This window comes from Shimia sp. CNT1-13L.2 (assembly GCF_024331145.1).
Lineage (GTDB): Bacteria > Pseudomonadota > Alphaproteobacteria > Rhodobacterales > Rhodobacteraceae > Shimia.
The window spans coordinates 1-12861 of the sequence record NZ_JANDJO010000014.1 but is presented as its reverse complement, the minus strand read 5'-3'; the positions used below and the strand labels follow the sequence as shown (position 1 = coordinate 12861).

At 58.1% G+C, this 12861-nt stretch carries 11 protein-coding genes and 1 tRNA gene; 2 read left to right on the top strand and 10 right to left on the bottom strand.

Going from position 1 to position 12861, the window contains the following annotated elements; all coding sequences use genetic code 11:
• Window positions 1–18 precede the first annotated feature (18 nt).
• The 4 genes from NNA36_RS18900 to NNA36_RS18885 are packed head-to-tail and all read right to left on the bottom strand — an operon-like array spanning window position 19 to window position 3356.
• The gene (locus NNA36_RS18900; protein ID WP_255110009.1) at window positions 19–1056 is read right to left on the bottom strand and encodes an LLM class flavin-dependent oxidoreductase; all 1038 of its coding nucleotides are present in this window, start codon (window positions 1054–1056) and stop codon (window positions 19–21) included.
• 3 nt (window positions 1057–1059) lie between these two features.
• Complete coding sequence (locus tag NNA36_RS18895) at window positions 1060–1977, bottom strand: flavin reductase family protein (protein WP_255110007.1); 918 nt, start codon at window positions 1975–1977, stop codon at window positions 1060–1062.
• On the bottom strand, window positions 1964–2782 hold the full coding sequence (locus NNA36_RS18890; RefSeq protein WP_255110005.1) for an alpha/beta fold hydrolase: 819 nt from the start codon (window positions 2780–2782) through the stop codon (window positions 1964–1966). The genes NNA36_RS18895 and NNA36_RS18890 overlap by 14 nt, the downstream gene beginning before the upstream one ends.
• Window positions 2754–3356, bottom strand: a complete 603-nt coding sequence (locus tag NNA36_RS18885; protein WP_255110004.1) for an amino acid synthesis family protein — start codon at window positions 3354–3356, stop codon at window positions 2754–2756. Before NNA36_RS18885 ends, NNA36_RS18890 begins: the two co-directional genes overlap by 29 nt.
• Window positions 3357–3459: 103 nt before the next feature.
• On the opposite strand from NNA36_RS18885, the gene NNA36_RS18880 reads away from it, so the two are divergent.
• Window positions 3460–4140, top strand: a complete 681-nt coding sequence (locus NNA36_RS18880; RefSeq protein ID WP_255110001.1) for a GntR family transcriptional regulator — start codon at window positions 3460–3462, stop codon at window positions 4138–4140.
• A gap of 1 nt (window position 4141) precedes the next feature.
• Here the strand turns inward: NNA36_RS18880 and NNA36_RS18875 are convergent, their stop codons facing one another.
• The 4 genes from NNA36_RS18875 to NNA36_RS18855 all read right to left on the bottom strand — a co-directional run bounded on the left by NNA36_RS18875 (window position 4142) and on the right by NNA36_RS18855 (window position 10840).
• Window positions 4142–5803, bottom strand: a complete 1662-nt coding sequence (locus NNA36_RS18875; protein WP_255109999.1) for a sulfatase-like hydrolase/transferase — start codon at window positions 5801–5803, stop codon at window positions 4142–4144.
• Window positions 5804–5896: 93 nt separating this feature from the next.
• Complete coding sequence (dld, locus tag NNA36_RS18870) at window positions 5897–7579, bottom strand: D-lactate dehydrogenase (protein WP_255109996.1); 1683 nt, start codon at window positions 7577–7579, stop codon at window positions 5897–5899.
• Window positions 7580–7594: 15 nt separating this feature from the next.
• Window positions 7595–9661, bottom strand: a complete 2067-nt coding sequence (locus tag NNA36_RS18865) for a TRAP transporter large permease subunit (protein ID WP_369681692.1) — start codon at window positions 9659–9661, stop codon at window positions 7595–7597.
• A gap of 126 nt (window positions 9662–9787) precedes the next feature.
• Window positions 9788–10840, bottom strand: a complete 1053-nt coding sequence (locus tag NNA36_RS18855) for a TRAP transporter substrate-binding protein (RefSeq protein ID WP_255109994.1) — start codon at window positions 10838–10840, stop codon at window positions 9788–9790.
• Window positions 10841–11173: 333 nt separating this feature from the next.
• Between NNA36_RS18855 and NNA36_RS18850 the strand changes: the two genes are divergently transcribed.
• Window positions 11174–11947, top strand: coding sequence for a FadR/GntR family transcriptional regulator (locus tag NNA36_RS18850; RefSeq protein ID WP_255109992.1), 774 nt, complete (start codon window positions 11174–11176; stop codon window positions 11945–11947).
• A 60-nt stretch (window positions 11948–12007) separates the two neighbouring features.
• Here NNA36_RS18850 and NNA36_RS18845 read toward each other — a convergent pair whose 3' ends face one another.
• A complete protein-coding gene (locus tag NNA36_RS18845) occupies window positions 12008–12541 on the bottom strand; it encodes a hypothetical protein (protein ID WP_255109991.1) in 534 nt (177 codons plus the stop codon).
• Between the two features lie 224 nt (window positions 12542–12765).
• Window positions 12766–12842: transfer RNA gene (locus NNA36_RS18840), tRNA-Met, on the bottom strand.
• Window positions 12843–12861: the final 19 nt, after the last annotated feature.

Here is a 12861-nt window from a genome sequence, read left to right as displayed (position 1 = left end):
CTCTCTTCCTTTCCCGCCTCAGGCGAACGCTGGCATGACCTCGTCTATGAACCGTTCGAGCGAAGCTTTCTTGCGTTCAAACGGCATCGAACTGTCAATCCAGAAGGAATACTCGTCATACCCAAGCGCCTCGTATTCCTTGAGACGCGCAATCACCGTGTCCGGCGTGCCGATCACGAGATCCCGCTCCATCGCCTCGGGCGAATAGATCGGATGGGCTGCGATTTCTTCATCGCTCAGCGGCTCAATCAAGCCTTGGCTGATCTCGCGCTTGTTCATGAACCACGCCCCGAAATAGCAATAGAAACGGTTCAACTCGATTGCGCCCTGCTTTGCGTCTGCATCGCTGTCGGCCACATAGGTATGCTGCAACAGCATGATCTTCGGACGCGGACGTTCGGGAAATTTCTCGCAGGCGGCATTGAACTTGCCCATCAGGTCACGGATTTCCCCGTCGCCGTTCCAAAGCGGTGTGACCTGCACATTACAGCCGTTCGACACGGCAAACTCGTGACTATTCCGATCGCGCGCCGCGATCCAGATCGGCGGCCCATCCTGCTGCAAGGGCTGTGGCGAGGAGGTGGTCTTGGGGAACTGGAAAAACTCACCTTCGTGGGTGTAGTCCCCTTTCCACAAGGCCTGCACCGCCGGCACCAGTTCACGCATCCTTTGTCCTGCCTCCCAGGCATCCATGCCCGGCATCAGCCGTTCGTACTCAAACGAATAGGCCCCCCGGGCGATCCCCAGATCAAGACGGCCCCCGGTAATGATATCCGTCATCGCCGCCTCGCCCGCGAGCCGGATCGGATGCCAGAACGGCGCAATCACCGTGCCCGTCCCAAGGCGCACGTTCTTGGTCTGACGCGCGAGATCGACAAGGTTGAGCATCGGATTGGGCGCGATGGTGAAATTCATCCCGTGATGCTCGCCGGTCCAGACCGCGTGCATCCCGCCCTCGTCGGCGATTTTGCAGAGCGCGACGAACTCGTCATACAGTTTCTCCTGATCCTCAGCCGAGGAAATGCGCTCCATATGCGCAAAAAGCGAGAACTTCATGTCTCACCTCCCTGATGTCATCGGACGGACTTTGCCGCTGACCTGATTGCCGTAATACACCCCGAAATTCCCCATCCGGCTTTCTGCCGCGAACCTCTCAAGCATGGTGCAGACCGCAGGGTCGGCAATATCCATGAGGGTCGAAGCCGTCAGCTCGGTGAAAACCCCTTGCGAGGCGACCTCACCGCTTGCCTGGCACAGGAACGAGATGTGCTGTGTTTCGCGCGCTTCATCTTCGTAAACGGAATAGACAAAACCGGGTTCGGCATCCGTGCCGCTGGCGTCGATCAACCGCCCAAGCGCCGCCGTTGTTCCGGCCTTACCGACCTTGGCCTCTGGCAGCACCAGACGCCCGGCGCCATTGTCTACCAACAGGATTTTCCCTTGGTATTCGATCATCGCCGAAACCATCAGGTTGGCGCTGTTACTCAGGGCTTCGGCCTCGGCGGCAGGGGTGACATAGGCCCCCCGCGCGTATCCAAGGCCGGGATGCGTGCTGTTTTCAAACGCCTCGACCTTGCCGATCAGGATCAGGTGATCGCCCGCTTCAACGGTGTTGAACATCGAGCAATCGAACCAGGCGGACACACCGTCGAAAACAGGCGATCCATGCGGCCCGGCCTGCCATTCCACCGCCGCGAACCGGTTCTCGACGGGGCGGGCAAAGGTGTTGGACACATCTTTCTGATTTTCGGCCAAGACGTTGACGGCAAATCCGCGCGCACGGGACAGCGGGCCATAGTTGCTCGACGTGTTGGCAAGACACACCAATACCAGCGGCGGATCAAGGGATACCGAGGTAAAGGAATTGGCCGTAAAACCGATCGGCTGCCCGTCCTCGTCATGCGCCGTCACAACCGTGACACCCGTCATGAAAGCCCCGAAAGCATTGCGCAATTCACGCGGATCAATCTCGGTCATCTGCGCTTCCCTCCTCACACCAGTCCAGCCACTCCTGCATGGCCGCCGTCACCACATCCGGCGCGGTCAGGTTCACCATATGCCGATGTCCGGAAATCACCAAAGCCCGGCCATGCGCGACGCCGTCCGCCATTGCATGTGTCATCTCAGGCGTTGAATTCGGATCACCGTCACCCGTGATCGCAAGGAAGGGGCACGTTATGTCGGCAAGCCGGTCGGCATAGACCTGATCGCCGCGCGCAAAGGCGCCATAGGCCGTTGCGTATCCCGCCAGATCGACCTGCCCAAGCCATTCTGCAACATCCCCGCGCGCTGCCTGCTCACTCGGGCTGTCGCCGAACCAGCGCGACAAGGGCGTGTCGAAATCCACGATACCGGCTTTTATCTCGTCCGCCCGCGCTTCAACCGCCGAACGCGCCGCAATCGAACGTCGATAGACACCATTCAGCAGGGCAACCCGCGCCAACCGCTCCGAATGCTCAACAGCAAACCCCAATGCGATCAAGGCTCCCATGGAATGTCCGCCAAGGCTCACGTCTTCAAGATCAAGGTCCCGAAACACCGCCGCCAGCCAGGCCACAAAGTCCGGCAATTCCGCGCCTTCGGGCAAGGGCGACGAACCGCCATGCCCCGGCATGTCCAATGCGATCACCCGATGACTGCGCGACAGGGCGTCGATCTGCGGCCCCCAGGCCGCCGACTGCATGCCGACACCATGCACCAGCACCAAAGGGCGGCCATGCCCCACCTCGCGGTAGGACAGACTACCGTAGGGCTCAGACAGCTGCCGGATTGTCGAGGTCATGGCCCAATTCCTTGAGGTCCTGATAGCGATCCCCGATCCGGTGGTGCGGACGCCCGCCAACCGACGCGCCCAGCGCAACCACGATCTCATCCGGTCCGGGCGCATCCGCGACCGAAAGCTGGATGGTCAAATAATGGCTCCGACGTCCACCATCATTCTTGTCCATCAACGGGATCTGCAAAGGCGCATTCGCCGGTCCGCGCGTGTTGGTAAACGCAAGATAGGACTTCGCCCCAACCGCCTCGCGATAATGGTTCCCGAACCGCAGCGTGTGGATCAGCGCCGACGCGTGTTCGACCTCGCCGTTCACCCCGACAATCGCCGATTTGCCATAGCCTTCGACCTTGTCTCCTCCGCCAGCGGCATCAAGGATCATCTCGGTCAGCAACACCCCCAGCCCCGGCGCGCAATCGTGAATCGCCGGGCGCAGGTCTTCGACAAACCCAAGCCCCGCCCATGGGTTTCGGATCACGGCAACCGCAGCAATCATTTTCAGTGGGGTCTCGGCAACCTTCCCGCCCTCGATCAGCGTGTTCTCGACGTGCAGAAGTGTTTTGCGAATGTCAGCGGGCATGGCGGTACCTGTTGTGGGAATCTCTTATCAGTCTTATGGTATACCAACATACAGTCTGTCAATCTGCTTGCCCAACTTCCATCCCATTGGTATCACCTTCGCCATGAACACGCCTTCGCTCGAAAAGATCGCGCAACCTCCACAAACCCTGCGGGACATGGTGCAGGAACGCATGCGCGACGCGATCATCACGGGCCATTTCAAACCCGGCGAACGCCTTGTCGAACGCCCACTCTGCGAACAGTTGGGGGTAAGTCGTACGGTGGTCCGAGAAACCATCCGCTACCTCGAAGCCGAAGGTCTGGTGGAAATCCTCCCCGGTCACGGCCCGATCGTCGCCGAGATGAACTGGTCCGACGCCCGCCAGATCTATGACATCCGTCGCATGCTCGAAACCGCTGCGGCCCGTGCCTGTGCCCTTTCGGTGACCGGGGATCGCGCAAAACGTCTCAAATCGGCTCTGGCCGACCTGCAAAAAGGCATCGACAGCGGTGTCGCCAGCGATCTGTTCGCCGCGACCAACCGGTTCTACCAGGAAATTTTCGAAGGGGCTGGCCACAATGTCGCCTGGGAAATCGTCCAGCGCCTGAATGGCCGCATCAGTCGGCTAAGGATGATGACGCTGTCCGATACCAACCGGGAAAAGCCCGGCCCGTCGCATATGCTCTCAATTTGCGAAGCGATTGTCGCCGGTGACCCAGAAACCGCCGAACGCGCGGTTCATGCGCATCTGGCGGATACGGCGGCTATTGCAGAACGCCTCCTCGCCGCCCAAGCGCCCTGATCTACTCGGTATAGTCCGCAGGTGCCTTGCCACGGTACTTCTCTGTCAGATCATCAGGCACCTCTGACCCGTCGTACATGAACGGCAGGATACCCTTGCGCAGCGATTTGCCGCGCATCGCCTTGATATCATCCTCCGAACGCGTCACCCGCTGCGACAGGCGCCGCCCCCACCGCGCGAGATAGCCATAGAGCCGATCAATTTCGGCCTGATGGGCATCGCCCTTTGCGAGATCGTGAAACTCTTCCGGATCGTTTTGAAGATCGAACAGCATGGGACGGAAACCGCCTTCGGCATGCATCATCTTGTAACGCCCATCAAACACCATGAAGAGACGTGCATCACGTGGCTCAAGCCCCAGCTTCACGCATTGTGGCGTCGCCGAGTAGTCATACTCGCTGATCGCGAACTCCCGCCAGTCCGGCACCTCTCCATGCAGCCAGGGCACAAGCGACCGCCCCTCGATAATGTGGTCGGGCACCTTGCCCCCGGCCACCTCCACGAATGTCGCGGCAAGGTCGATACTTTCGACCAGCGCATCACAGGTGGTGCCGCGCGTTGCATCCGCTTGCGCGCGCGGATCATAGACGATCAGCGGGATCTTCACGCTCTGTTCGTGAAACAGGTCCTTCTCGCCCAGCCAGTGATCGCCAAGATAATCCCCGTGGTCCGAAGTCAGCACGATCATCGTGTTGTCCAGCCGACCGCTCTCTTCCAGATAGTCAAGCAGCACCCCCAGCTGGTCATCACACTGTTTGATCAGCCCCATGTAGGCCGGGATCACCTTCTGGCGCACGTCCTCGCGCTGGAACGCCTGGGCAATCTTGTTGCCCATATACGCCCCGAACACCGGATGCGGATCATCCTGTTCAATCGCGTCACGGCTGGCCGCCGGAACATGGTTCGCACCGAACATGTCGTTATAGGGCGCCGGCACGATATAGGGCCAATGGGGTTTGATGAAACTCACATGCGCACACCACGCCCCTTCCGCTTGCTCGATAAACTCGATCGTGCGCTGGGTTAGCCACGGGGTCTCGCTGTCTTCCTCGCGAATGTTCGCTGGCTTGTCGGCATTCCTGAACATCCAGCCAGAGGCAATATCACCGTCCTCATCTATCCCGGCATTGGCGAAATCCGACCAGGGGTTCTGAGAGGGGTAGCCCTTTGACTTCAGGTATTCGTTATAAGGGGACCGCTTCTCGTCATAGAACCCGTCCGGCCCTTCGGCCCAAAGCCCGTCATCCCTGATCCAACTGTCGAACCCGCACTCTGCCTGCCTTGCGCCAATCTCGCTGTCCGGTGAAAGACCCAGACGCGCCATGCCCTCTGCATCTGCCTTCATATGCGTCTTGCCCAGCAACCAACATGCCATCCCCTCGCGCCGCAGATGATCGCCAAGGGTCTGTTCGCCCACACGCAGGGGAAAACCGTTCCACTGTGCGCCGTGGCTCGCACAATAGCGCCCTGTATAGAAACTCATCCGCGACGCACCGCAGATCGGCGACTGCACGTATGTATTGGTAAACCGCACCCCCATCTTGGCGACGCGATCAAAGTTGGGCGTATGCAGATGGGGATGGCCGGCACAACTCAGGTAATCAAACCGCAGTTGATCATACATGATGAACAGGATGTTGGGTGCCTGGGATTGTGCGGACATGTGGGCCTCCTCGTTTCAGGGGAGACTGCCACAACTTGGTCTGCTGTCCAACGGAAAGTAATTAACAAGGCAAATTTAATTACGCCCCATCCTTCAGCCGTAATTCCTGTTCCGCGACATCTTCCCGATACCGGGGTTCATGCTGTTGGTCGGATCAACCGACTTGTAGAACGCCGCAAGGTCCGGCTTGGCAGGGTACAGGTGCCCGACATTGTGCTCAGCCGGGTATTCAGCGCCACGCTTGTCCAGGATCTCCAACATCGCCTGTTTCAGCGCCTTGGGATCAGCCCCTTTCTTCACAACATAGTCCTGATGCAGAACGTGGCACATGAAGTGGCCATAATAGAGACGGCTCACCAGCTGATCGCCAATCTCTGCCGGCAGTTCTTCGAACCACTCGGTGTCATTGCGGCGCAAGGCAATATCCAAGGCGATGATGTCTTCCACCTCGCTGGCATGCACTTTCATATAGCGAATGGCGGCCCCCGCCGCGGCGAACCTGTGCAAACCTGCAATCTTGGCCTCGCGGTCATCGCATTCGAAAAAGTCGAGCTTCCCCTCGCCCGCCATATCCGAAAGCAGCACCTTCGCCTCTTCAATCCCCCCGTCGCGCATCTTGAGGATCAGATGATGCGGAAAGGACGTGCGGAAGGCCCGCATGCGTTTGGGCAGAATGTCCGGCCAGAACTTCATCGCGAACTGCATGAAGTTGTCCGTGAAATTGGCAAGACCGGGCACATTTGCCAATCGCGCGTCCACGGCCCCCTTGATAGCGAAAAACGTCGGCAAGCGGTCCGTGCCAAGCTTGTCGATCATCACCATGGTGTCCTTGCCATAGCGATCCGAGACGTCAAAGACCTCTTCGTGCATGTACTCCGCGCTCACAGGAAGCGTCTTGAAGTCGGCAAGGATTCGACGGCGCAACTCGGTCAAGGCAGCGGTATCGCGCGTCCCGACATAGAACGTACGCTCGTCATCGTTCTTGGGATAGGTATCCAGCCGTACCGCAAAAACCGCGAGTTTTCCGGCACACCCTGCCGCTTCGTACAGGCGCGATTTGTCGGCATTGAACCGCGCGGGCGTGTCGGCATCCACGTTGCGCACCCGGCGCGCATAGTCGGTGTCGGATGCCTTGCGATTGTCCACGGCAATGTCCTGATCGCCATAGGTGCCGGATTGCAACCGGCTCAGAATTTCTTCCGGGCTGTCACCAAGATCGATCCCCAGGTGGTTCACCAGTTCAAGCTGCCCCTCACCGTTGATCCGCGCATGGAGCGACAACTCGGTATACGAAGGGCCACGCTCGACAAGCGAACCGCCAGAGTTGTTACAGACGCCCCCGACAACTGAAGCACCGATGCAGGACGACCCGATCACCGAATGCGGTTGCCGGCCAATGGGCGCCAGCAGCTTTTCCAACGCAAACAAGGTCGACCCCGGAAAGCTGATCACCTGTTTGCCGTCATTGATCAATTGCAGCTGATCCATCCGCCGCGTGTTGATCAGCACGACATCACGGTCATAGCGGCCCTTCGGCGTCGACCCTTCGGTCAGGCCAGTGTTTGCCGCCTGCATGATGACGATCTTGTCCGCTTCGACGCAGGCCTCAAGCACCTTCCACTGCTCCAGAAGGGTTGCTGGCTGCACCACGGCAATCGCATCCCCTTCGCCAGATCGAAACCCCTTGCGAAACCGCTGGGTCCGGCGGGCGCCGGTAAGCACATGCCGCCGCCCACAGATGGATTTCAAACGCTTGATCAGTTCTGCATCGGTCATGGGGTCAAGCCTCGCTTAGTAGGCAACCGATGGCAACCACGTTGCCAGTTGCGGCCACAGGAAGACAAAGGCCAGACCGGTCAACTGAAGGATCACGAAGGGAATGATGCCCTTGTAGATATCCGTCAGCTTGATCTCCGGTGGGCAGACCCCCTTGAGATAGAAGAGAGCAAACCCCACGGGCGGCGTCAGGAAGGACGTCTGCAATGTCACCGCGACGAGGATCACGAACCAGACCAGCGCCGGTTCATCCATGACGCCAAAGCCCGGAATATCAAGGCCAAGGCCATTCACGATCGGACGCATCAGCGGCAGCACGATCAGCGTGATCTCGATCCAGTCCAGTACAAAGCCAAGCAGGAAGACGATGAACAAGATCATGAAGACAGTGCCATTCGGACCAAAGCCGGTCCCCTGGATCATCTCTTCGATCAGCGCATCCCCGCCCAGCTCACGCAGAACATAGGAAAACACGGTCGCGCCAAGGAAGATCGCAAAGATATAGGCGGTGGTATTGAAGGTCGCTTTCAGAACGTTGACCAACTTGTGCAACGTCAGCTTTCGATACCCAAGCGCCAGCAGAGTCGCGCCCAAGGCACCAACACCCGAGGCTTCTGTCGGCGTTGTCAGGCCCGCAAAGATCGACCCCAGAACCGCGAGAATAAGGCCAAGCGTCGGCAGGACGGCAATCAGCACGTCTTTGACAGCAGCCCAGTCCGGCGCCTTTGCGCCTTCGGGAACCGGCGCAACATCCCGTTTGATCAGGGCGATTACGAAGATATAGGTCAGGTACAGCGCACCTATGATCACGCCGGGGAAGACTGCTGCCATGAACAGGTCGCCAACCGACAGCGCCATCTGGTCGGCCATGATCACAAGCATGATCGACGGCGGGATCAGGATGCCCAGCGTACCGGAGGCGGACACCACGCCTGCCGCCAGCGACGGGTTGTACTTCTGCTCCATCATCGACGGCAGCGACAACACGCCCAGAAGAACCACCGAGGCACCGATGATGCCGGTCGAAGCGGCAAGGATGATACCGATCATGGTCACGGTGATCGCCAGACCTCCCCGCACAGTGCCGAACAGGCGCTGCATCGAAGACATCAGGCGTTCGGCCACACCGGACTCGTCCAGCATCAGCCCCATGAAGATGAACATGGGCAGCGCGACCAGAACGGCATTCGACATGGTGGCATAGACCCGGTTCACCACGGCGCCCAGTGTCAGGTAATCAAGACCGGTCAGGGTTTCTTCCAGACCTGTCCAGTTCATCATGCCATTGTCGAACAGGTAAGCCAGACCACAGTAGGCAACACCCACGCCCGCCAGCGTCCAGGCCACAGGAAAACCGGTGAACAGAAGCGCGATAAAGGTCAGGAACATCGCGATGACCAGCTTTTCCTCGGTTGTGTGCACAAGGAAGGTCAAGGCGGTCGCAACGATTGCAAAGCAGACCAACGCCCAGAAGATCAGACGCAGGCCTTTACCCTCGCGCTCTTCCTCAAGGTTCATCCAAAGCGCATGAACGTCGTGGATCAGTCGCGCCACGGCTGCTAGCGCCAGCATGACAAAGCTGATCGGGATCACCGCTTTCAGGGCCCAACGCGCCGGCAGACCGGTCGGGCTGTCCGAACGCTCATTCACCCGCCAGCTTTCATAGAAATAGTCATAGCCCTGGTCGATCATCAGATAGATGAACGGCACCAGAAGCGTCAGGATACCGATGATCTCGATAACCCGCCGAGCGCGCTCGGACAGCTGCATGTGCAACAGGTCAACACGCACGTGGCTGTCGGTGACAAGCGCATAGGAAATGCCGATCATCGTCACCAACCCGTAAAAGTGCCACTGAATCTCGTCCAGCTTGGGATAGTTCTGGTTGAAGAGATACCGCAGGCCCACCTGCGATACGATGGCAAGCACCAGAAGCAGGTTCGCCCACATCACGACATTGCCGACGCCCTTGACCCCCTTGTCGATTGCAACGGCAATCGCCTGCTGGTCGCGGTCGTCGTGTTCCAGGATGTGCTCATAGACCTCGATCGGGTCGTCTTGCGGATGCAGGTTCTCGGCCATGGTCTCCTCCTAAAGATGCTGGCACGGGGCCGGAAAAGCGGCCGGAAAAGTCGGGGAAATAAAGAAAATCAGAAAGGTCGGGGGCGGCGCATGGGAAGGCCGCCCCCGGGGTGCAAGTAATCGGGATTACTTGCGAGGGAGGAACGCGTTCTCTTTCCAGACGGCATAGCCCGCGCGGAACTCGTTCATGTCCGCCAGAACCTTGGCAAAGTAGGCATCCTTGCCTGCTTCTTCGGCAGCAACCTCGTCCCAGGTCTTGCGGAAGGTGGCGAGCATCTCGTCATCCCACTGCTTGATGGTCACGCCGTTGTTCTCGACGTTGTCGATCAGAGCTGCGTGCTGGATCGCTTCACCTTCTGCGAAGGAGTCTGCCATCGAAGCCTTACATGCGTTCTCGATGATCGCCTTGTGCTGCTCAGATGCTTCGTTCCAGACGTCCTTGTTCACGAGCAGTTCAAACACGGTGGCCTGCTGGTGCCAGCCCGGGAAGTAGTTGAACTTGACCAGCTTGTGGAAGCCCAGACGCGCGTCGATGGCAGGCATCGAGAATTCGGTTGCGTCGATTGCGCCCTTTTCCAGCGCCGGGAAGATTTCACCACCCGGAAGCAGCGAGGTCGCAACGCCCAGTTTCTGCATGACTTTGCCACCCAGACCGAAGAAACGCATCTTCAGGCCCTCAAGGTCGGCCGGGCTGTTGATCTCTTTTGCGAACCAACCCGAGGTTTCCGGTGCGATGATCGCGCAGGGCAGAACCTTCACGTTGAAACCAGCCTGGTCATACATCTCCTGGTACAGGCTCATGCCGTTACCATAGTACAGCCACGCCATGTATTCGCCCGCTTCCGGACCAAACGGAACGGCCGAGAACAGCGGTGCCGCCGGGATTTTACCCGCCCAGTAACCGGCAGTGGTGTAACCCGAGTTGATCTTGCCCGACGACACAGCGTCGAGGATTTCAAACGGCGGAACCAGCTTGCCCGGCTCGTACACCTTCATCTTCAGGGTGCCGCCCGACATCAGGTCAAGCTGTTCGGCAACACGCGGGATCGGCGAGCCCAGGCCCGGCAGCGCAGTCGAGAACGCGATCGGGGTTTTCAGTAGCATCTTGTCTTTCGCCATTGCGGCAGGGGCTGCCAGAAGCGACGCGGCCACAGCCAGCGAAGTCAGGGTCTTTTTCATGAGTGTCTCCTCCAGAATTCAGATCAGCCGGTTTCTCGGCCAGCAATCACACCGCCTCCGCGGTACATCCTGGTAAATATTGTTTACCTCTAAATTCAGTCAACAACTTTATTGACCAATTTCCGAGCGAAGTGACGAATTCCAGATCAGCGTTCAGACCGGCAAAAACCGGCGTTTTTCTTAAGAAAAAATCGAATTTCTTTTGTATTCAATCGCATACCGACGCTGTTGATATACGGGTTTCTGGGTAGCAACCCCTTGATTGAAAGCGCCTCACTGGTAAATATTAGTGACAACCTTTTTTCACCGCCAGAACCGCAGAAACGGGAAATCATGGACCATTCCAGCCCCTTTGACCCTGTTGGACACGAATCACTTGCTGTCGCCGTGGTCGATCAAATCGAATCGATGATCGTTGACGGCATTCTCAAGGAAGGACGCAAACTTCCCTCAGAGCGGGACCTGGCAGAAGCCCTCGGCGTCTCACGCCCTAAGCTACGTGAAGCCCTTCAGATCCTGGAAGAACGCGGGCTTGTGCACGTCCGTCACGGCGAAGGAACTTACATCGCCGCCCTGAGTGGACGGGCCATGTCCCCCGCCCTCCTCGCGCTCTACACGCGTCACGGACGCGCGTTCTACGACTATCTCGAATACCGCCGCGAACAGGAAGCCTTTGCAAGCCGACTGGCAGCGGAACGCGCCACGCAGTCCGACAAGGAACGCCTGTCGGACATCCTCCAGACCCTCCAGAAAGCCTGGGAAGAGGAAGACGCGGAAACCAGTCAGGAGGCCGACCTCGCACTGCACGTTGCCGTCGTGGACGCCAGCCAGAACACAACGTTGATCCACATGATGGCCTCCATCTATGACCTCACGCGCCAAGGCCTGTTCTACAATCGCAAATACCTGCGCACCATGGACGGCACCGGCGAGAAGCTCCTGGACCAGCACCGACAGATCGTCGAAGCCATCCTGTCCGGTGATCCTGATCGGGCAGAACGGGCGGCCCGCGCTCACCTGGATTTTGTGGAACAGTGCTTCCGTCTCGGCCAGGAGCAAGCCGAACGCGAAACCCGCGCCGCCAAACGCAGGAAGCTTTCTCAGTAGGAAGCACTGGCCACCGTTGTCACGGCAGTTCCACCGCTGACCCAGAATGAAGAGTTAATCTCACGGCGTGCAAATCGTACGATCCCTGTTTTCGAACACTTCATCTGTTGTCGACGTCACATAGACAGTTTCTGCGAAACACCAAGTGCTCGCCACTGCATTTCCAGATATCGTGGTGTTGATAAAGTAAACGCGCATTGGGCTTTGACGCTCCTCTCTTTCCACAACAATATCTACTGATAGGTTTTGGCGTTCAGACTCTTCAGCTGCGTGATCAAACACTGCTTTAAAATCCAGCAAAAGTAGTGGCAACAACAACGCATCTCGCCAGGCCTCAAGCGAGAAAAACAACATGTCTGCGCGATCGAAATCATAGATGCTCAACTGCTCTCCAAAGAAGCCTTCCTTATCCTGTTCTTTAAATGAAGGCTCAAACCCCTCGGGAAATCCCCAAAGAACGTAATCGATCTTTTTTCCGCCCTCGTTGAAGAATTCGGCAGCAAATCTGCTCTTAAACTCGTCCGCATGAACGCGACTAGACGGCGTGACACCCCAACACATTAGAGCGAAAAAATTCACAACAATGACACTCAAAAAAAGTTCTTTTCACATATTTCCCCCAATTCTCGTTTCCCAAATAACTTTTTCCCAGAGCATCGCCAGAAAACTCCCCTAGCACGCCGCAGAAACGACCCTTAATATCTACAGTATCAACCTCTCCACAACGGCATCCAAGCACAATTCGTCTACAGGCTTGTGCCCCAAAACGGCAAAAGCCGCCTTTCGGCGGCTTCCTTTTGTGGTTTTTGTGGTTTTTTTGGTTGCGGGAGCAGGATTTGAACCTGCGACCTTCAGGTTATGAGCCTGACGAGCTACCGGGCTGCTCCATCCCGCGACGCTTTTGCCTTTTGCCT

Coding starts and splice junctions, on each gene's coding strand:
- NNA36_RS18850 (WP_255109992.1), top strand. CDS start 11,174: ATGGACCATTCCAGCCCCTTTGACCCTGTTGGACACGAATCACTTGCT.
- dld (WP_255109996.1), bottom strand. CDS start 7,579: ATGACCGATGCAGAACTGATCAAGCGTTTGAAATCCATCTGTGGGCGG.
- NNA36_RS18875 (WP_255109999.1), bottom strand. CDS start 5,803: ATGTCCGCACAATCCCAGGCACCCAACATCCTGTTCATCATGTATGAT.
- NNA36_RS18895 (WP_255110007.1), bottom strand. CDS start 1,977: ATGACCGAGATTGATCCGCGTGAATTGCGCAATGCTTTCGGGGCTTTC.
- NNA36_RS18865 (WP_369681692.1), bottom strand. CDS start 9,661: ATGGCCGAGAACCTGCATCCGCAAGACGACCCGATCGAGGTCTATGAG.
- NNA36_RS18885 (WP_255110004.1), bottom strand. CDS start 3,356: ATGCCCGCTGACATTCGCAAAACACTTCTGCACGTCGAGAACACGCTG.
- NNA36_RS18880 (WP_255110001.1), top strand. CDS start 3,460: ATGAACACGCCTTCGCTCGAAAAGATCGCGCAACCTCCACAAACCCTG.
- NNA36_RS18900 (WP_255110009.1), bottom strand. CDS start 1,056: ATGAAGTTCTCGCTTTTTGCGCATATGGAGCGCATTTCCTCGGCTGAG.
- NNA36_RS18890 (WP_255110005.1), bottom strand. CDS start 2,782: ATGACCTCGACAATCCGGCAGCTGTCTGAGCCCTACGGTAGTCTGTCC.
- NNA36_RS18855 (WP_255109994.1), bottom strand. CDS start 10,840: ATGAAAAAGACCCTGACTTCGCTGGCTGTGGCCGCGTCGCTTCTGGCA.